This window comes from Pseudomonas sp. DCA-1, assembly GCF_046523955.1.
In the GTDB taxonomy this organism is placed as follows: Bacteria; Pseudomonadota; Gammaproteobacteria; order Pseudomonadales; family Pseudomonadaceae; genus Aquipseudomonas; species Aquipseudomonas putida_Y.
The window spans coordinates 5726708-5746162 of record NZ_CP169881.1 but is presented as its reverse complement, the minus strand read 5'-3'; the positions used below and the strand labels follow the sequence as shown (position 1 = coordinate 5746162).

Sequence of the window (19455 nt, the reverse complement as noted above, 5' to 3'; positions counted from 1 at the left end):
GCCTTCGTAGGAGCGGGTTTACCCGCGAAGAAGACACCGCGGTGGATGGCACGGGCTTCGCCCGTGTTCGCGGGCAAGCCCGCTCCCACAGGAATCGCGCCAACTTTTAGAAATTGAGCAAGACAGTTGCTCCCAAAGAATGATCTGCGGTTTCTAATCCGTTGCACATTTTTCGCGCAACTTGCCCCGTTGCTGCGCACCGAAATTGTGCATGTTTCCCATGCTGGCGACTGGCCAATCCCGACCAAATCACATAACGCTCTGTTTTTCGGCGCTTTGTCGGAACTGGCAAGGTTTCTGCAATGACCTGTACGAGCCATGCACTGAAGCAGTTCCTTGTGACCAGGCAGTGCGCACGCGGAGCCGGATGCCGACGACGCGTTACAAAGCCAACCGCTGCGCTTAGACTTGAGACGGGTTTGTTTTCCTGGGGCAAGTCCACCAAATCGGGAGAGAGTTTCATGAAGCTAGTCACAGCCATCATCAAGCCGTTCAAGCTGGACGACGTGCGCGAGTCGCTGTCGGAAATCGGCGTGCAGGGCATCACCGTCACTGAAGTCAAAGGCTTCGGTCGGCAGAAGGGCCACACCGAGCTGTATCGCGGTGCTGAATATGTGGTCGATTTCCTGCCCAAGGTGAAGATCGATGTCGCCATCGATGACAAGGACCTTGATCGGGTAATCGAAGCCATCACCAAGGCAGCCAACACCGGCAAGATCGGTGACGGCAAGATTTTCGTGGTGAATCTGGAGCAGGCAATCCGCATCCGTACCGGCGAAACCGATACCGACGCGATTTAAGCAGCAACAAAGCCTCACCAAACCCAACGCCCCAGGAGAAAACAACATGACTCTGCGTAAGATCGCAGGGCTAGGAGCCCTATTGTCCCTCGTAATGCCCGGGCTTGCCCTGGCAGAGGAAGCTGCCCCAGCGCTGAACTCCGGCGACACCGCCTGGATGCTGACCGCAACGGCGCTGGTGCTGTTCATGACCATTCCGGGCCTGGCCCTGTTCTATGGCGGCATGGTGCGTTCCAAGAACGTGCTGTCGGTGATGATGCAGTGCTTTGCAATTACCGGCCTGATGAGCATTCTCTGGGTCATTTACGGCTACAGCATGGCCTTCGATACCGCCGGTATGGAAAAGGGCGTGCTCAACTTCAACTCCTTCGTTGGCGGCTTCTCCAAGGCCTTCCTCAGCGGCGTCACGCCTGACAGCCTGACCTCGGCCACCGCGCTGTTCCCTGAAGCGGTGTTCATCACCTTCCAGATGACGTTCGCCATCATCACCCCGGCATTGATCGTCGGTGCCTTTGCCGAGCGCATGAAGTTCTCGGCGATGCTCGTATTCATGGGTATCTGGTTCACCCTGGTGTATGCGCCGATCGCCCACATGGTATGGAGCGGTGACGGTGCCCTGATGTGGGACTGGGGCGTACTGGACTTTGCTGGCGGCACCGTGGTGCACATCAACGCCGGTATCGCAGGCCTGGTCTGCTGCCTGGTACTGGGCAAGCGCAAAGGCTACCCGACCACCCCGATGGCCCCGCACAACCTCGGCTATACCCTGATGGGCGCGGCGATGCTGTGGATCGGCTGGTTCGGCTTCAACGCAGGCTCTGCTGCTGCCGCCAACGGCACAGCCGGCATGGCCATGCTGGTCACCCAGATCGCTACCGCCGCCGCCGCACTGGGCTGGATGTTCGCCGAGTGGATCGGTCACGGTAAGCCAAGTGCGCTGGGCATCGCGTCGGGCGTGGTGGCTGGCCTGGTCGCCATCACCCCGGCTGCGGGCACTGTCGGGCCGATTGGCGCGCTGGTGATCGGCCTGGTTTCGGGTGTGATCTGCTACTTCTGCGCTACCACCCTCAAGCGCAAACTCGGCTATGACGATTCGCTGGATGCCTTCGGCGTGCACGGTGTTGGCGGCATCATCGGTGCCATCCTCACGGGTGTGTTTGCAGCCCCGGCACTGGGTGGCTTCGGTACCGTCACCGACATCGGCATGCAAGTCTGGATCCAGGCCAAGGGTGTGATTTTCACTGTGGTCTACACCGCCATCGTCACCTACGTGATCCTCAAGGTGCTGGATGTGGTGATGGGCCTGCGGGTCAACGAAGAAGAAGAGTCGGTCGGCCTCGACCTGGCTCAGCACAACGAACGCGGCTACAACCTGTAACTGCGACGCGGTAAAAACTTGCCCGGCTTGCCGGGCATTTTTTTGCCAGTTTTTCAGCATTTCCCGCACGGCAAACGGTTTATTCGACACGTTCGTGACGTAGGTAAAAAACTTACAAGTCACAGGGCGTTTATGGTGCTTTGCTTTTTCCACGGGCGCGCTAGAATGCGCGCCGAAGGGTGTTTGACGAGTAGTCCACACACTTCGCCAGCCTTTGCTAGGCTTGCCAATAGCGTGTGGCCAGCAGGGGCTAATGGATTTGTCAGGTCCTGCCAGGAGCAGGGCCTGCTGGGTACCGCCTCCCATCAGGAGTGCCGACCCAAGGGCAGTGGCCTAACCCACGGCCAGTTGAATTTTCACTGGTGGCTGCCGGTCTACGGCTGCACTGGTCTATAACCAACCTGCTTTTCGCAAGTCATGAGGTAGAACATGAGCGACGACGATCTGGAAAATGATGACCTCGAAGTAGGCGACGAAGACGAGGGTGATGAGGGCCTCGAGGCGGCGGCTGATGACGGCGTGGAAGACGCTGGCGATGACGACAGCAGCCCGGCACCCGTTGCCAAGGGCAAATCCAAGGCAGCAGTCTCGGTAGACGAGATGCCGAGCATGGAAGCCAAGCAGAAAGAGCGTGATGCACTGGCCAAGGCGATGGAAGAATTCCTTTCTCGCGGTGGCAAGGTGCAGGAAGTCGAGGCCAACGTGGTCGCCGACCCGCCCAAGAAGCCAGACAACAAGTACGGCAGCCGCCCTATCTGAGTGGCTGATCGCAAAAAAGCCCGCCGTCGCTGCGGGCTTTTTTATGCCTGTGGGTTTTGTGTTGCCTGTGCCGGCCTCTTCGCGGGCATGCCCGCTCCCACAGGTTCACCACAGGGTTCAGGACCTGCGCGGTCCCTGTGGGAGCGGGCGTGCCCGCGAAGAGGCCGCAAAGCGGCCCCGTCAGCGCCAGCGCGCGAGCACGTCAGGCAGCTGCGACAGGCGCTGGATCTCGGCATCCGGCGCCTGTTCGCCAGCCCAGGCCTTGCCCTGCGGGTTGAACCACACCGCGCGCAAACCGGCGCGCTGGGCACCGGCAATGTCATCGCCAGGGTGATCGCCGATGTGCACCGCCGCACCCGCGTCCACCTCACCACGGCGTAGCGCTTCGAGGAACGGCGCCGGGTCTGGCTTGCCAATGCCCAGGTCCTCGGCGCACAGGGCAAAGCGGAAGTAATCGGCCAGCCCCAGCCGGCTGACGTCGGCATTGCCGTTGGTGACCACGCCCAGGATGTATTGATGGCGCAAGATCTCAAGCACCGGTTGCACCTCTGGGAAGATCTCCACCTGGTGGCGGGCATGCAGGAACACTTCGAAGCCTTCGTTGGCCAACGCCTGCGCGTGCTGCTCGCTGTAGCCGACCTCTTCCAGGGCATGGAACAGCACACGCCTGCGCAGGGCGCTGATGCGGTGCTTGAGGCCGGGCTCTGCTTGCACCAGGCGCTCGCGGATGGCGAACAGGTGTTCCACCGGCACGCTGCCGAGGGTTGGTGCGTTGGCCTCGAGCCAGTCGCGCAGCACGACTTCCGCGGTGGCAATCACCGGTGCGGTGTCCCACAGGGTGTCGTCGAGGTCGAAGGTGATCAGCTTGATGCTCATGAGTCTGTGCCTTTGCTGCGTTTGGCCCGAGGGTGGGCGCTGTCGTACACCGCGGCCAGGTGCTGGAAGTCCAGGTGGGTGTAGATTTGCGTCGTGCTGATGTCGGCATGGCCGAGCATCTCTTGCACCGCGCGCAGGTCCTGAGACGATTCCAGCACATGGCTGGCGAAAGAATGGCGAAGCATGTGCGGGTGCAGGTGTTGGCCCAGCTCACGCTCACCGGCGGCCTTTACTCGCAGCCGAACGGCCCGGGGGCTGATGCGATTGCCCTGGCGGGTAATGAACACTGCACGGTCGCGCGGGTTGCCGATGCCGCGCAAACGGTACCAGGCCTGCAACGCCTCGCGAGCCTTGCGACCCACCGGCAGCACGCGGGCCTTTCCACCCTTGCCCAGTACCTGCACCAGGCCGGCGGCGAGGTCGAGGTGATCAAGATCGAGGTTGGTCAGCTCGGATAGGCGCAGGCCCGAGGAATAGAACAGCTCGAGGATCGCCTGGTCACGCCGGGCGATGAAGTCGTCGTCCACACCCCCATCGAGCAACTGCAGTGCGCGGTCGGTATCCAGTACTTTGGGCAGCCGACGCTCACCTTTGGGCGCGCTCAGGCCGGTGGCCGGGTCGTGCTGGCACAGGCCTTCGCGGTTGAGATAGCGGTATAGGCCGCGTACTGCCGACAATAGGCGTGCCAGGCTGCGCGGGGACTGGCCATGGTGGTGCAAGCGAGCGACCAGCTGGCGCAGCTGCTGGATTTGCAGCGCCTGCCAGTCGGCAATGCCGTGCTCTTCGCAGTAGGCGATGACTTTTTCCAGGTCGCGACGGTAGCCCTGCGAGGTGTGCTCCGACACCTGGCGCTCGTTGCGCAGGTGTGCGCAATAAGCCTCCAGCTGGCGTTTCATCAGCGTACCGGGCGCAGGGTCTGGGTAACGCGTGGCACAACGCGGCCGAGCACCTCGGCGATATAGCCGAGGAAAAGGGTGCCGACGCTGCTCTTGTAGTGTTGCGGGTCGCGGCTGCCGATGGCCAGCACCCCGTGCAGCCCTTGGTACTCAAGAGCTGCCACGGCGCTGGAGCCCACTTCCTGGCGCTGCTCTTCACCGAACAGGAAAGCCAGCTCGTGCTCGCGCAGGTTGCCACTGACGGTCTTGCCACCGCCCAGCAGGGCACCGATGGCTTGCTGCGCCTCGGCATTGCTGACCCAGCGCCCGACCGGCGCGACGTTATCGCCGAACAGGATCAGGCTGACGAAGGGCACCTGGAATTCCTGGCGCAGGCTGTCTTCGACCGCCATTACCACTTCTTCCAGGCTGCCGGCATCGAGCAGGTCAAGGATCAGCCGGCGGGTCTTGTCGAACAGCCGGTCGTTGTCGCGGGCCACGTCCATCAGTTGCGACAGGCGATGGCGCATTTCGATGTTGCGGTCACGTAGCAGCTTGAGCTGGCGCTCCACCAGCGACACGCTGTCACCTCGCTGGTGCGGGATGTGCTGTTCGATCAGCAGCTCGTCGTGCTCGGCGAAGAAGGTAGGGTGGGCGCGCAGGTAGGCGACCACCGCTTCGGCATCGAGCTCGGCGGACTGCTTGGGTACAATCTTAGGCTGATCGGTCATGGCGGTTACTCGTTTAGAGACGAACCTGTCCTTCGTAGACGCGTACGGCCGGGCCGGTCATCATCACGGGCTTGCCGGGGCCGGCCCATTCGATGTGCAGGCGGCCACCGGGCAGGTCGAGGGACACCGGGGAGTCCATCCAGCCCTGGCTGATCGCCGCCACGGCCGCGGCGCAGGCGCCGGTGCCGCAAGCCTGGGTTTCGCCGGCGCCGCGTTCCCACACGCGCAGGTTGGCGCGGTGGCGGTCGATGACTTGAATGAAGCCGGCATTCACCCGCTGAGGGAAACGTGGGTGGTTTTCGATCTTCGGGCCCAGCTCGTGCACGGGGGCAGTCTGCACGTCGTCGACACGCAGCACGGCGTGCGGGTTACCCATGGATACGGCGGCTATCGAGTACAACTGGCCGTCAACTTCCAGCGGGTAGCTTGGCGCTTGTGCGTCGGCGACAAAGGGAATTTCGGCAGGGATGAAGCGCGGCGGGCCCATGTCGACACTCACCTGGCCGTCGTTCTGCACGTCCAGCACGATGATGCCGCTCTTGGTTTCCACGCGGATGCGCTTTTTCGCGGTCAGGCGCTTGTCCAGCACGAAGCGGGCAAAGCAGCGAGCACCGTTGCCGCATTGCTCGACCTCGGAGCCGTCGGCGTTGAAGATGCGGTAGCGGAAGTCCACTTCCGGGTTGTTCGGCGCCTCGACGATCAGCAACTGGTCGAAGCCGACACCGGTATGGCGGTCACCCCATTGCTTGGCGTGCTTGGGCTGGATGTGCGCGTGCTGGCTGACCAGGTCCAGGACCATGAAGTCGTTGCCCAGCCCATGCATCTTGGTAAAACGCAGCAGCATGGGCTTACTCCGGTAGCAGGCTTTCGCCAGCATACAGTTCGGCGACGGTCTCGCGGCGGCGTACTTCGAACGCCTGGTCGCCGTCGACCAGGATTTCAGCGCAACGGCCGCGGGTGTTGTAGTTGGAACTCATGACAAAACCATAGGCGCCCGCGGACTCTACGGCCAGCAGGTCACCTTCGGCCAGGTTGAGTACGCGGTCCTTGCCGAGGAAGTCGCCAGTCTCGCAGATAGGGCCGACCAGGTCGTAGGCACGGCCTTCGCCTGGACGTGGCTTGACCGCACTGACACCCATCCAGGCCTGGTAAAGGGCCGGGCGGATCAGGTCGTTCATCGCTGCATCGATGATGGCGAAGTCCTTGTGTTCGGTGTGCTTGAGGTATTCCACGCGGGTCAGCAGCACGCCAGCGTTGGCGACGATGTAGCGGCCTGGCTCGAACACCAGGGCCAGGTCGCGTTCACCCACGCGCTCGCGGATGGCCTTGATGTAGTCGGCCACCCGTGGCGGCTGTTCGTCGCGGTAGCGCACGCCGACACCGCCACCCAGGTCCAGGTGGCGCAGGTGTATGCCGCACTCGGCCAGGCGGTCGACCAGCACCAGCAGGCGGTCGAGGGCGTCGAGGAATGGCTCGACGGTGGTCAACTGCGAGCCGATGTGGCAGTCGACACCGACCACTTCCAGGTTCGGTAGCTGAGCGGCGCGCACGTAGATGGCCTCGGCATCGGCAATGGCGATGCCGAACTTGTTTTCTTTAAGGCCGGTGGAGATGTACGGGTGAGTACCGGCATCGACGTCCGGGTTGACCCGCAGCGACACCGGGGCAACCTTGCCCATTTCGGCGGCGACTACTTGCAGGCGCTCCAGCTCGTCAGTGGATTCGACGTTGAAGCAGTGCACGCCAACTTCCAGGGCGCGGCGCATGTCTTCACGGGTTTTGCCAACGCCGGAGAACACCACGCGGTCGGCACGCCCGCCAGCGGCCAGCACACGCTCCAGTTCACCACCGGAGACGATGTCGAAGCCTGCGCCCAGGCGCGCCAGCACGTTCAGCACGCCAAGGTTGGAGTTGGCCTTGACCGCGAAGCACACAAGGTGCTCGGTGCCTTGCAGGGCGTCTGCGTAGCTACGGTACTGGGCCTCGATGTGGGCGCGCGAGTACACGTAGGTGGGGGTGCCGTAACGTTCAGCAATGGCCGACAGGGCCACGCCTTCCGCGAACAGCTCACCGTCGCGGTAGTTGAAAGCGTTCATCTGGTTTCCTTACTGCGCTGGCGACTGCTCGGGCTCGGACTGCAGCTCGGGCTGCTGTTCTTGTTCCGGGGCCGGCTTGGCTTTTGGCTGGTGCTGGTGCGACTTGTGCGCTTTGCCGTTATCGCCATCTTCAGGCAGATACAGCGGGCCTTTCTGGCCACAGGCCGAAACGAGGCAGGCAACAGCGACCAGCGCCGCGAAGGAGGAAATCAGGCGCTTCATGGGTGAAATCCTTAGAAAAATGCAGTATTGCGCCCGAGTATACCGAGCGACCGGCGGCTTGCCTATGCAAGGACCGGTCCGCCGGGCGGGCTATGCTTAGCCTCTGCGCAGCCCCCTGTAGGAGCGGGCTTGCCCGCGAAGAGGCCGGTGAAGGCAACGGCTAAACCTTTGCATTCGGCGGCGAGCGCCCGTATCTTGCCCGGCTTGCCTGTAACGCAGCCAATTTCGAGGTTCCTGCAATGAGTTTGAGTGAAGCGCGTTTCCATGACCTGGTCGACGCGACCCAACAGGCCCTGGAAGATCTGTTCGACGAGAGCGGTCTGGACCTGGACATGGAGAACTCCGCTGGTGTCCTGACCGTCAAGTTCGAGGGCGGCGCCCAGCTGATCTTCAGCCGTCAGGAGCCACTGCGCCAGTTGTGGCTTGCCGACCGCTCCGGTGGTTTCCACTTCGATTACGACGAAGACAGCGGCAAGTGGGTGTGCGAAAAGAGCGAAGAGTTACTGGGTGAAATGCTTGAGCGTATCGTCTGGGAGCGGGCCGGCGAGAAGCTGGACTTCGACGAAATCTGACATGAGTAACGCCCAGGTCCGGCCGCCCAAGCCGCTTTACAGCAACGTCAGCCCGGCAGTGCCGTCACCGTGCATCAGCGTATGCCGGCTGGACGAACAGCGGGTGTGCACCGGTTGCCATCGGCATGTCGAGCACATCCGCGAATGGCGCTCGGCCGATGACGAACGGCGCCGGCAGATCTGCCGCGAGGCCCAGGTCTTGCGCGAGCAGGCTAAGGCACACTGAACGCAGGGGCTTGAGTATTTGCCCGGCTGTGGTAGTGTCGGGTTCTGCGTCGGTGACGCCAAAGCCTTCTCAAACCCCGCCCTTGGGCGGGGTTTTGCTTTATTTGCGCATTGAAAACTGCCTGTTCAAAGGAGTCTGACTGGATCATGAGCACCAAGCCTTCCCTAATCCTCACCCGATTGGACGTACAACGTCTGGAGCGTCTGATCGACAGCCTCGACGAGAGTACGCCGGGTGTGCTCGCCCTGCAGGACGAGCTGGACCGCGCCGAGCAGGTGGTTGGTCACGAGGAAGTGCCGGCGGGCGTGGTGACCATGAACTCGCGGGTGCACTGCCGTGAGGAAGCCAGCGGCAAGGACTACCACCTGACACTGGTGTATCCCAAGGATGCCGGGCCGGAAGGCAAGGTCTCGATCCTGGCGCCGATTGGCTGCGCCTTGCTGGGGCTGTCGGTAGGCGAACAGATCGACTGGCCGGCACCGGGGGGCAAGACCCTCAAGCTGAAGTTGCTGGAAGTGGAGTACCAGCCGGAAGCGGCGGGTGATTTCGACCTGTAAGGGCCAGAGGGCCGCTTCGCGGCCCATTTGCGGCAGAGGGCTAGCCGCCTTGGGCTGCGAATTCACACGGCCTGCGCCAAAACCTGCTGCAGCCCCTCATTCAAAGCCTGCTCCAGTACCCGCTTGTAGCTCAGGTATACCTGCGTTGCCCCCAGCCGGTCATCCAGCAGCTCGGACAAATCCAGGTCGGTGATATAGCACCGGTACTGCTCTGCGCCGCGCCGCTGCCCGATGATCTGTCGGGCCACTACCGCATACAGCTGCTCACCATGTTCCAGCTCGGAAAACTCCTGCTGGTCGCAGTACAGCGTCACATGCGCCACGCCCGCTACACCCGCCTGGATAATCGCCTGTACCTCATAGTAAGGCTGGTCGCTGCCCTCGGCCGGGGCCAGGCGCGGCTCGATGTTGCGTGCCTTGCCTGGGCCAGTGGGCAACAGCTGCGCGTAGTGGATATCCAGCGAGGCGGGTCGCAGGCTATCGAGGGGCAGGCGGGCATCGCGGCGCATCACCACCGAGCGCAGAAAACGTTGCAGTGGCAACAGCAGATGCGCTTCGTCATGCAGCGGTAGGCGTTGTTGCCACAATGCGTTGTATTCATCCAGCACATACACGTCGGCCCAGCCGGCCTGCAGGCGGTAGAACACCTGAATGCAGGCTGGCCGGCCTTGCTCCAGCACCAGGCGCAGGTCGTGGTCCTGCAGCGCATTGGCATCCAGATACAGCGGGCTGTAGGTGCCGCGCTCTTCGCCCAGGTAGGCCAGTAGCGCTTCATGCTCGGCCAGGGTCGTCAGGCTGACATGCTCGGGCAACAGCTCCAGCACATGGGTGTGGTGGGCCACTTGCAGCAGGTAGCGGTGGTGTAGCCCTTGATCCCGCAGCAGCTGCGCAGTGTCGAAAATTTCTTCTACGCGTTGGCCGATAGGCTGGGCGCGGCTTTGGCAGAAGCAGCGTACTCGCACCCGTGGCCGGTGGCCGCGCTGCGCCGGGCTGTTGAGGAAGTCGCGCAGGCAGCGCACCAGCGCGTGTTCGCCGTCATAGCGCTGGACCAGCACCTCGTTCCAGCTGTTGACGGTGACCTGGTCCAGGGTCAGCACCAGGTTTTCGCGCACGCCAGTGTAGCTCAACGCGTCGGTGCGCTCTGTGGTCATCAAAACGTTAAGGTCGCGGTGGTGACGCAGCGGGTCGACGCCGACGTTGACCAGCAACAACACCTCATCGGCAACGCTGGGCTGCAACAGGCGCACTTCGCTGACGGTCGGCAAGGGCAGGGGAATACTTTGCCGCAGACAGCCCAGCAGGTTGAACAGCTCGAATTCCCCGAGGTCGCTGGCCCCTGGATGCAGCGCCATGCGGGTGCTGCTGTCGATCACGCCGTTGCGATGGGCCCAGGTCAGCAGTTCGAGTAGCTCGCGGCAGCGTTTGATCGGGCTGAAGTGCTGCACCTCATGGGTGCTCAGATTGCCGCTGTACAGCTCCCAGTGGTAGCTGCCCGGCTCCTTGCGGTTGGGGGCCTGAACCAGCGTAAGGGTGCCTTCGGCGAGGTCAGGGGCGATGCCGGGGTTGATCACTTCGACCTTGCCGGCGCGGCGCTCGAAGGCGGCGTACAGGCGCCGGCCCAGCACATTGAGGTCGCGCTGGTCGGCGCGGCTGCTGGCGTTCTGGGTGCGGGCGAACTGGCTGAGGAAGCGATAACTGAGGTTAAGCTCGGCCACCAGTTCGCGGCGCTCGACGGCAACCTGCTGCACTTTCCATTGGCTGCGGCTGTCCAGCAGGGCCAGCTGGCGCTGGTCCCAGCCCCACTCGTCGGCCAGGCGCTGCAGCAGCCGGCGTTGCCAGCCTTGGTTGCGGCCTTGGTCGCTGAGCTTCTTGTTCACCTTCAGGTACAGGCTGCGCCTTACCAGCTCCAGGCGCGCGGGTTCGCCGCGTTGCAGCAGGTAACGTTCGATGCGCCGGTAGACCATCACGTAGGGGTCCAGCTCGTCGAGGTCGAGCTGGTTGGCAAACACTGCCTGCTTGTAGTCCAGGCTCAGGCAGCGCACCGCAGGGTGTTCGCCGGCGTAGGCTTCGGTCAACAGCAGTTTGAGCAGCGATTTGTAGGGCGAGTCGATGCCTTTGAACAATTGCCACAGGCCAGCGCCGACGAACTCGCCGGGCGGAATGTGCGCCAGGTTGCCGAGGTCAAGGGCGTCCTGGCTGCGGATGAAGCGCTTGGACAGCAAAGTCTGGGTGTAGCTGTAATAGTTGTGCTCCTCGTACACCGGTACCAGCCACCACAGCGGCGTGCGCCCGGCCAGCCACAGGGTGGTGCGGTAGAACTCATCCAGCAGCAGGTAGTGCTGGGTGGTGCCACAGTCGTCGGAGCCGAGCTGGCCATCGCGCTGACCCTGGGCGAAGCCCTGTGTATCGATCAGGAAAAAGTGTGCTTCGGCCCCCAGGCTTGCCGCCCAGACCTCCAGCAGCTGGCACTTACGGCGCAGCTCACCCAGCAGCTGCTCGGGCAAGCCGGGTGCATGGCACACCCACAGGTCCATGTCGCTTTGCTCAGCCTGCGCCAGCGAACCCAGGCTGCCCATCAGGAACAGGCCGTGGATCGGGCGTGGCGGGTTGCCATGCTGGGCCTTGTAGGTGAACGAGCGGGCAAGCCGTTGGGCATCTGCCACCAGCTCGGCGCTTGGCTCGTAAGCCGATACGCCCGCGGGGGTGCTGCCGGAGACGTAACCCGGCAATAGCGGGTGGTTCACATGAAACAGCAGCGGCAGCAGCGACAGTACCTGTTGCTGGCGTGTTGACAGGCCCTCCTTTGCCCGCTGCAGTCGGCCCTGGTTGAGATGCAGGAAGCGTGCACGCAATGTCGCCAGGACCTTGCGGTCGATGCCTTCGTCCAGGTCAGGGCGTATTTCGTGAGGGTGGTTCATTGCGCGCTCGGGCAGGCCATTGAAACTGTGGCGAGTTTAGCCTGAGTGGCGGGGTCGGATAAGCGGCAATTGAAATTCTGGCGCCATTTTTCCAGCGCCTGCCTGCTCCAGCTTTCGCTGCGCTTCAGGCATGATGGGCGCATTGAGTTCATGTAGAGAGTGTCCAATGCGTGTATGGATCGATGCCGACGCCTGCCCCAAGGCGGCCAAGGATCTGATCGTCAAGTTCGCCCTCAAGCGCAAGTTCGAGGTGGTGATGGTGGCGGGGCAGGCTGTGGCCAAGCCGGCGTTCGCGATCGTGCGCCTGATCGTGGTGCCCAGCGGCATGGATGCGGCCGACGATTACATTGTGGAGCACGCCGTGCCTGGCGAGCTGGTGATATGCAGTGACGTGCCGCTGGCCGACCGCCTGGTGAAAAAGGGCGTAGCCGCACTGGACCCGCGTGGGCGTGAGTTCGACGAGCGCAACATGGGCGACCGCCTGGCGGCGCGCAACCTGTTCACCGAGCTGCGTGAGCAGGGCCAGGTGGGGGGCGGGCAGGCGGCCTATGGCGAACGCGAGAAACAGGCGTTTGCCAATGCACTGGACCGGATCATTGCCCGGCTCTCGAAAAGCTGAGCGCTGACACGGTTCCTGTCGGCGACAGCCCAGCGTGGGGCGGTGGGTGGCACCGGCTTTGCCGGTGTTCGCGGGTAAACCCGCTCCTACAGGCGATCGCGCAGGCTTTTCATAAGTTGCCCCCACAGGTACCGAGTGATCTTGAAGCCTGCGCTGGACCTGTGGGAGCGGGCATGCCCGCGAAGAAGCGAACGCAGTCACTTACTCGTGCGTCAGCTCCAGCACTCTGTCCACCAGCTTGTAGATCCCGCCCGCCGCCTCGCTGATCGACTTGGCCTCCATGTACGCCGGGGTAGTCACGAGCTTGCGCTGGGTGTCTTCGACAATGTCGTGTACATCGCATTCTTCATGGGTGCCGCCCATCTTTTCGACAGCCGCCGCAGTGCCGGCATCGCTCCCGATGGTGCAGACCACGCCCGGCCCGTAGATCTTCGCCGCCAGCGCCGGCGAGATGCAGATCAGGCCAACGGGTTTGCAGGCGTCGGCAAAGGCTTCGGCCAAGGCCAGCACGTCTGGGTTCACGCTGCAGTTGGCGCCTTCCACGGCAAAGTCGGACAGGTTTTTCGCTGCCCCGAAACCGCCCGGCACGATCAGCGCATCGAAGTCTTCGGCCTTGGCCTCACGGATATCCTTGACCTCGCCGCGGGCGATGCGCGCCGACTCCACCAGCACATTGCGCGATTCGGGCATTTCTTCGCCGGTCAGATGGTTGATTACATGCATTTGTGCGATGTTCGGCGCGAAGCACTGCACCTGCGCACCGCGCTGGTCGAGGCGCAGCAGCGTGATCACGCTTTCGTGGATTTCGGCGCCGTCATACACGCCACAGCCGGAAAGAATCACCGCTACTTTTTTTGTCATGCTCATTACTCCAGTGTCGAGGCGCTAAATGTCCTCTAGTTTGGCAGATGTCGCCATAGGGATTCCTGCGGGTGCGGCCTAATCTTGGTGGATAACGCCTGAGGTCGCGCCCATGGACCTGATACTGCTGGCCGTACCGTTCTTTTTTGTGCTGATAGCCGTCGAGCTGGTCGCCGATCGCGTGCGTGGCCAGCGCAATTTCACCCTGGCCGACTCGATCAACAGCCTGAGTACCGGCGCACTGTCGACCAGTACCGGGCTGCTGACCAAAGGCGTAGGGCTGGTCACCTATGCCCTGGCCTTCGAGCACCTGGCGCTGCTGCGATTGCCGGCAGAGGCAGGGTGGGTCTGGTTGCTGGCCTTTGTCCTGTACGACTTCTGTTACTACTGGCTGCACCGCCTGGGGCATGAGCGCAACGTGCTGTGGGCTGCGCACTCGGTGCATCACCAGAGCGAGGAGTACAACCTCACCACGGCGCTGCGCCAGACCAGTAGCGGGTTCATCTTCTCGTGGCTGTTCTACCTGCCGCTGGCGCTGCTGGGCGTGCCGCCACTGGTGTTCATCACCGTGGCCTCGCTCAACCTGCTGTATCAGTTCTGGGTGCATACCCGGCATATCCCCAAACTTGGCTGGCTGGAGTGGGTGTTGATCACGCCATCCAATCATCGCGTCCACCATGCGCAAAACCCTGCTTACTTGGATCGCAATTACGGCGGTGTGTTCATTCTCTGGGACCGTCTGTTCGGCACTTTCAAGGAGGAGGACCCGGCTGAGCCGGTGGTGTTCGGGGTGACCACGCCGCTGGCCAGCTGGAACCCGCTATGGGCAAACCTGCAGTTCTATGCCCAGCTCTGGCACGACGCCCGGCGCACCACCAGCCTGTGGGACAAGCTGCGCATCTGGTTCATGCCTACCGGCTGGCGTCCGGCCGATGTGGCCGCACGCTACCCACAGGCCAAACAGGACCTGGCGCTATTTCGCAAGTTCGAGATTGCCCTGGGGCGCGCGCAGCAAGCCTACGTGGCCGCGCAGTTCGTGGTCTACGTGGCCTTGGGCAGCTACTTGATGGACGTGGCCGAGCACGTGCCGGTCGCCGCGCTGGTGCTCGGTTGGTCACTGATGGCGTTTGGTTTGTTCGTGCTGGGCGCGTTGCTGGAGAACCGGCCCTGGTCTGCACGCCTGGAGGTGGTGCGGCTGTTTCTGAATGCGCCGGCATTGTACCTGGCCGGCGCCTTGGGCTTAGCGGTGGTCGTGCCGCTGGCCTGGCTTCTGCTCGTGGTTTACAGCCTGCTCAGCCTCTGGGGGTTGGGGCTGGCTCGCCGCCCTGCGCTCCGCGCGCAACGCGCGGAAGCGCCGGCGCAGCCAAAGCAGGCCGCCCAGCGCCACCAAACCGCCAAGCACCCATAGCTCGTAACGCTTGACGTTGCCCAGCAAGCCTTCGAGGATGGCGCCGAAGTGGTAGGCAGCGGCGCCCAGGGCCACTGCCCAGATGCCCGCGCCAATCCCGTTCAGCAGCAGGTAGCGGCGTGGCGGGTAACCCGACAGGCCTATGGCCACCGGCATGACCGTGCGCAAACCATAGACAAAGCGGAAGCTCAGCACCCAGATATCAGGATGGCGGCGGATGTGGTCCAGCGCGCGGTCACCCATTGCCTGCCAGCGCGGCTTGCGCGCCAGGATCCTGCGCCCGTGGCGTCGGCCCATGAAGTACCACAACTGGTCGCCCGCGTAGCTGCCGAAGAAGGCCACCAGGCACACCAGATTGATATCCATGTAACCGCGGAACGCAAGGAAACCCGCAAGCACCAGAATGGTCTCGCCTTCAAAGAAGGTGCCTAGAAAAAGGGCGAAGTAGCCGAAATCCTGCAGGAATTGTTGAAGCATTTTCTGAGGTGCTGGCGAAATGAACGCGCAGCCTACCCCTTCGCGCGCGTTCGTGAAAGTGTCCAAATGTGTCTCGACGTGAACAATTTCAGCGCAGACAATGCCAGAGGCCACTTGCCACGGCTTGCCCATGTGTGTAACACGGGCGTCATAATGGGCGCTTATCTTGCCGCTCAATAGATGATAGGGCGTTAACGTCCTCAGGAACGCCAGATGAATAATGAAGTGCTAAGCCCTGTCGCGATCAAGGATGCTCAGGAGCTCCCAGAAGAGATGGTGCAGACCCCGCCCGACCTGCCTCCGGCGGCCGAGCCTGTAGCGGAGCAGGTGGTCGAGCCTGTGGCTCCGGCGCCCGCGCCGTCCCCTGCAATCACCGTCCCTGGCCTGGACGACAGCAGCCTGTATATTCATCGCGAACTCTCGCAACTGCAGTTCAATATCCGGGTGCTGGAGCAGGCACTGGACGAGAGCTACCCGCTGCTGGAACGCCTCAAGTTCCTGTTGATCTTCTCCAGCAACCTCGACGAGTTCTTCGAGATTCGTGTCGCCGGTCTGAAGAAACAGATTAACTTCGCCCGTGAGCAGGCCGGTGCCGATGGCCTGCAGCCGCACCAGGCGCTGGCGCGCATCAGTGAGCTGGTGCACATTGAGGTGGAGCGTCAGTACGCGATCCTCAACGACGTGCTGCTGCCTGAGCTGGAAAAGCATCAGATCCGCTTTATCCGCCGTCGTCACTGGACACCCAAGCTCAAAACCTGGGTGCGCCGGTACTTCCGCGACGAAATTGCCCCGATCATTACCCCGATTGGCCTCGACCCGACTCACCCGTTCCCGCTGCTGGTGAACAAGAGCCTCAACTTCATAGTCGAGCTCGAGGGGGTGGACGCCTTTGGTCGCGACTCGGGTCTGGCGATCATTCCGGCACCACGCCTGCTGCCGCGGGTTATTCGCGTGCCGGAAGAGGTGGGCGGCCCGGGCGCGAACTACGTGTTCCTGTCGTCGATGATCCACGCGCACGCCGACGATCTGTTCCAGGGCATGAAGGTGAAGGGCTGCTACCAGTTCCGTCTGACGCGTAACGCCGACCTGGCGCTGGACTCTGAAGAGGTCGACGACCTGGCTCGCGCGCTGCGCGGTGAGCTGTTCTCGCGCCGCTATGGTGACGCCGTGCGCCTGGAAGTGGCCGATACCTGCCCGAAACACCTGTCGGACTACCTGTTGAAGCAGTTCAGCCTCAGCGAAAGCGAGCTGTACCAGGTCAACGGCCCGGTCAACCTCACCCGCCTGTTCAGCATCACCGGCCTGGACAGCCACCCGGAGCTGCAATACACACCGTTCACCCCAGCGATCCCCAAGCTGCTGGCGAACGCCGACAACATATTCAGTGTGATCAGCAAGCAGGACATCCTGCTGATGCACCCGTTCGAGTCCTTCACACCAGTGGTCGACCTGCTGCGCCAGGCCGCCAAGGACCCGCATGTGCTCGCCGTGCGCCAGACCCTGTACCGCTCGGGGGCTAACTCGGAAATCGTCGACGCCCTGGTGGACGCAGCCCGTAACGGCAAGGAGGTCACTGCGGTGATCGAGTTGCGCGCCCGCTTTGACGAAGAGTCCAACCTGCAGATGGCCAGCCGCCTGCAAGCGGCCGGTGCGGTAGTGATCTACGGTGTGGTCGGGTTCAAGACCCACGCCAAGATGATGCTGATTCTGCGCCGCGAGCAGGGCGAGATCGTGCGTTATGCGCATCTGGGTACCGGTAACTATCACGCCGGCAACGCCCGCCTGTACACCGACTACAGCCTGCTGACCTCTGACGATGCGCTCACCGAGGACGTCGGCAAGTTGTTCAGCCAGTTGATCGGCATGGGCAAGACCTTGCGCATGAAGAAGCTGCTGCATGCGCCGTTCACCCTGAAAAAGGGCATGCTCGACATGATCGCGCGGGAAACCCAGTTTGCCCTCGAAGGCAAGCCGGCGCACATCATCGCCAAGTTCAACTCGCTGACCGACGCCAAAGTCATCAAGGCGCTGTACAAGGCCAGCCAGTCGGGCGTGAAAATCGACTTGGTGGTGCGTGGCATGTGTTGCCTACGCCCGGGCATTCCGGGGGTTTCGCACAACATCCAGGTGCGCTCGATCATTGGCCGCTTCCTCGAGCACACGCGGGTGTTCTACTTCCTCAATGGCGGCGAAGAGCAGATCTACCTGTCCAGCGCCGACTGGATGGAGCGCAACCTCGACAAGCGTGTCGAGACCTGCTTCCCGGTGGAAGGCAAGAAACTGTTGCTGCGGGTGAAGAAGGAGCTGGAAGGCTACCTGACCGACAATACCCACGCCTGGACCTTGCAGCCAGACGGGCGCTACGTGCGCAGTACCCCGACCGGCAACCAGAACCCGCGCAGCGTTCAGGCGACCCTGCTGGAGCGCCTGAGCAACCCGGTCCTCAACGTACGCTGAGGACGAAGCCGACCCGGGCCAGCCACTCCGCCTCGTTGGCGAAGTCGGCCTGGGTCAGCTGATTCTGCTCCAGCCAACCTTCAGGGAAAGCTACATCCAGGCTGTTGTCCCCGCCGTGCAGTTCTACCTTTGGCATTTGCTGGGTGCCGCGGATGTGGTGGAACAGGATGGCAAAGCGCAGTAGCACGCACAGGCGCAGCAGCTTGACCCCTTCATCGCCCAGTTCGGCGTAACGGTCCTTGGGGATGTTGCGGCGGTGGCCGCGCACCAGCAGGGCCATCATCTGCTGATCTTCCCGGGAAAAGCCCGACAGGTCCGAGTGCTCGATCAGATAGGCACCGTGCTTGTGGTAGTGATAATGGGCGATGTCCAGCCCGATTTCGTGCACTTTCGCGGCCCAGCCCAGTAGATCCCGCCAGTTTCCTTCTTTCAGATCCCAGGCGTCGGCCACCTGGTCGAATGCGTGCAACGCCTTGCGCTCGACGCGCGCAGCCTGGCCCTGGTCCACGTGATAGCGCTCCATCAGCGAGTTCAGGGTGCGTTCGCGCACGTCTTCGTGATGGTGGCGGCCGAGCAGATCGAACAGCACGCCTTCGCGCAGGGCGCCGTCGCAATGGTCCATGCGGTTCAGTTCAAGGGCATCGAAGATCGCTTCGAGAATTGCCAGGCCAGCCGGGAAGATGGTGCGGCGGTCTGGCTTGACGCCGTCGAAGTCGATCTTGTCGACCTCGCCCAGCTTGAACAGCTTGCGTTTGACCCAGGCCAGGCCTTCGGCGTTGACCTCGCCATTGCCCAGGCCGCCGGCCTTGATGGCGGCGCCGATGGCGCGAATGGTGCCGGATGAGCCGATCGCCTCATCCCAGGTCAGGCGGTGCAGGGCATTTTCGATGCTCATCAGTTCCAGGCGCGCGGCAGTGTAGGCCTGGGCATAGCGGGCCGGGGTGATCTTGCCGTCGCGGAAGTAGCGCTGGGTAAAGCTGACGCAACCCATCTGCAGGCTTTCGCGCAGCAGCGGCTCGAAGCGCTGGCCAATGATGAACTCGGTGCTGCCGCCGCCGATGTCGGCGACCAGGCGCTTGCCGGGGGTGTCGGCCAGGGTGTGCGACACGCCCAGGTAGATCAGGCGCGCCTCTTCACGGCCGGAGATGACCTCCACCGGGTGGCCGAGGATGGCTTCGGCGCGCTGGATGAATTCGTTACGGTTGCGCGCTTCGCGCAAGGCGTTGGTACCGACGATACGCACGGAGCCTGCCGGCATGCCGTTGATCAGCTGGGAAAAGCGCTTGAGGCAATCCAGGCCTCTTTCCATTGCTTCTTCACTGAGCATGCGTTCTTCGTTGATGCCGGCGGCCAGCTGAACCTTCTCGCCGAGCCGCTCAAGGATGCGGATTTCGGTATGGTGGGCCTTGGCCACGACCATGTGAAAACTGTTGGAGCCAAGGTCGATGGCGGCGATCAGGGACAGGTTCTTCGCGATGGTATGCGGCATGATCTGGTTGTTCTCGGTCGTTAACCTGGCAATCGTGCCACGATAGCAGGCTATCGCCAACGCGTGGCACTCCGCCGTTGTGCTGGCCTTGATGCAAGGCAATGTGCCATTCGATTCTATGACGGTCATATGAC

18 protein-coding genes and 1 pseudogene are annotated in these 19455 nt (G+C 62.8%); 9 read left to right on the top strand and 10 right to left on the bottom strand.

The features are described 5' to 3' along the window. Window positions 1–461 precede the first annotated feature (461 nt). From glnK to sutA, 3 genes are all read left to right on the top strand, one after another. Window positions 462–800 carry a P-II family nitrogen regulator gene (gene glnK, locus ACE4QZ_RS26925; protein ID WP_002555808.1) on the top strand — a complete coding sequence of 113 codons (339 nt, stop codon included), beginning with the start codon at window positions 462–464 and terminating at the stop codon, window positions 798–800. A gap of 46 nt (window positions 801–846) precedes the next feature. Further along, on the top strand, window positions 847–2178 hold the full coding sequence (locus ACE4QZ_RS26920; protein WP_021783508.1) for an ammonium transporter: 1332 nt from the start codon (window positions 847–849) through the stop codon (window positions 2176–2178). A gap of 429 nt (window positions 2179–2607) precedes the next feature. Further along, complete coding sequence (gene sutA / locus ACE4QZ_RS26915; RefSeq protein ID WP_021783509.1) at window positions 2608–2937, top strand: transcriptional regulator SutA; 330 nt, start codon at window positions 2608–2610, stop codon at window positions 2935–2937. Window positions 2938–3117: 180 nt separating this feature from the next. Here sutA and ACE4QZ_RS26910 read toward each other — a convergent pair whose 3' ends face one another. From ACE4QZ_RS26910 to lptM, 6 genes are read right to left on the bottom strand one after another with little or no spacing between them, the layout of a single operon-like run. Continuing rightward, window positions 3118–3813: an HAD family hydrolase gene (locus ACE4QZ_RS26910; protein WP_021783510.1), complete on the bottom strand. Its 696-nt coding sequence runs from the start codon at window positions 3811–3813 to the stop codon at window positions 3118–3120. Beyond that, entirely contained in the window at window positions 3810–4709 is a 900-nt protein-coding gene (gene xerC / locus ACE4QZ_RS26905) for a tyrosine recombinase XerC (protein WP_021783511.1), read from the bottom strand. The genes ACE4QZ_RS26910 and xerC overlap by 4 nt, the downstream gene beginning before the upstream one ends. Further along, window positions 4709–5419 carry a DUF484 family protein gene (locus ACE4QZ_RS26900; RefSeq protein ID WP_021783512.1) on the bottom strand — a complete coding sequence of 237 codons (711 nt, stop codon included), beginning with the start codon at window positions 5417–5419 and terminating at the stop codon, window positions 4709–4711. The genes xerC and ACE4QZ_RS26900 overlap by 1 nt, the downstream gene beginning before the upstream one ends. A gap of 13 nt (window positions 5420–5432) precedes the next feature. Further along, window positions 5433–6263, bottom strand: coding sequence for a diaminopimelate epimerase (dapF, locus tag ACE4QZ_RS26895; protein ID WP_021783513.1), 831 nt, complete (start codon window positions 6261–6263; stop codon window positions 5433–5435). Between the two features lie 4 nt (window positions 6264–6267). Next, entirely contained in the window at window positions 6268–7515 is a 1248-nt protein-coding gene (lysA, locus tag ACE4QZ_RS26890; RefSeq protein WP_021783514.1) for a diaminopimelate decarboxylase, read from the bottom strand. A gap of 9 nt (window positions 7516–7524) precedes the next feature. After that, window positions 7525–7737, bottom strand: a complete 213-nt coding sequence (lptM, locus tag ACE4QZ_RS26885; RefSeq protein WP_021783515.1) for an LPS translocon maturation chaperone LptM — start codon at window positions 7735–7737, stop codon at window positions 7525–7527. Window positions 7738–7976: 239 nt separating this feature from the next. On the opposite strand from lptM, the gene cyaY reads away from it, so the two are divergent. The 3 genes from cyaY (at window position 7977) to rnk (ending at window position 9092) form a co-directional block, all read left to right on the top strand. Continuing rightward, window positions 7977–8309 carry an iron donor protein CyaY gene (cyaY, locus tag ACE4QZ_RS26880; protein ID WP_004575827.1) on the top strand — a complete coding sequence of 111 codons (333 nt, stop codon included), beginning with the start codon at window positions 7977–7979 and terminating at the stop codon, window positions 8307–8309. Between the two features lies 1 nt (window position 8310). Further along, entirely contained in the window at window positions 8311–8535 is a 225-nt protein-coding gene (locus ACE4QZ_RS26875) for a DUF1289 domain-containing protein (protein WP_021783516.1), read from the top strand. A gap of 146 nt (window positions 8536–8681) precedes the next feature. Next, window positions 8682–9092, top strand: a complete 411-nt coding sequence (rnk, locus tag ACE4QZ_RS26870; protein ID WP_016712630.1) for a nucleoside diphosphate kinase regulator — start codon at window positions 8682–8684, stop codon at window positions 9090–9092. Between the two features lie 62 nt (window positions 9093–9154). Here the strand turns inward: rnk and ACE4QZ_RS26865 are convergent, their stop codons facing one another. Continuing rightward, the gene (locus tag ACE4QZ_RS26865; protein ID WP_021783517.1) at window positions 9155–12010 is read right to left on the bottom strand and encodes a class I adenylate cyclase; all 2856 of its coding nucleotides are present in this window, start codon (window positions 12008–12010) and stop codon (window positions 9155–9157) included. Between the two features lie 166 nt (window positions 12011–12176). Here ACE4QZ_RS26865 and ACE4QZ_RS26860 point away from each other — a divergent pair, with 166 nt between their 5' ends. Further along, window positions 12177–12629 carry a YaiI/YqxD family protein gene (locus tag ACE4QZ_RS26860; RefSeq protein ID WP_003253654.1) on the top strand — a complete coding sequence of 151 codons (453 nt, stop codon included), beginning with the start codon at window positions 12177–12179 and terminating at the stop codon, window positions 12627–12629. A gap of 201 nt (window positions 12630–12830) precedes the next feature. On the opposite strand, the gene elbB is transcribed toward ACE4QZ_RS26860, so the two are convergent. Continuing rightward, window positions 12831–13490: an isoprenoid biosynthesis glyoxalase ElbB gene (gene elbB / locus ACE4QZ_RS26855; RefSeq protein WP_021783518.1), complete on the bottom strand. Its 660-nt coding sequence runs from the start codon at window positions 13488–13490 to the stop codon at window positions 12831–12833. Window positions 13491–13602: 112 nt separating this feature from the next. Between elbB and ACE4QZ_RS26850 the strand changes: the two are divergent. After that, window positions 13603–14181, top strand: a pseudogene (locus ACE4QZ_RS26850) (sterol desaturase family protein); the annotation flags it as partial. A gap of 549 nt (window positions 14182–14730) precedes the next feature. Here the strand turns inward: ACE4QZ_RS26850 and ACE4QZ_RS26845 are convergent. Continuing rightward, complete coding sequence (locus ACE4QZ_RS26845) at window positions 14731–15375, bottom strand: DedA family protein (RefSeq protein WP_162149597.1); 645 nt, start codon at window positions 15373–15375, stop codon at window positions 14731–14733. A gap of 213 nt (window positions 15376–15588) precedes the next feature. Here ACE4QZ_RS26845 and ppk1 point away from each other — a divergent pair, with 213 nt between their 5' ends. Further along, complete coding sequence (gene ppk1 / locus ACE4QZ_RS26840) at window positions 15589–17832, top strand: polyphosphate kinase 1 (RefSeq protein ID WP_021783521.1); 2244 nt, start codon at window positions 15589–15591, stop codon at window positions 17830–17832. Here the strand turns inward: ppk1 and ppx are convergent. Further along, complete coding sequence (gene ppx, locus ACE4QZ_RS26835) at window positions 17819–19321, bottom strand: exopolyphosphatase (RefSeq protein ID WP_021783522.1); 1503 nt, start codon at window positions 19319–19321, stop codon at window positions 17819–17821. The genes ppk1 and ppx overlap by 14 nt on opposite strands. Window positions 19322–19455: the final 134 nt, after the last annotated feature.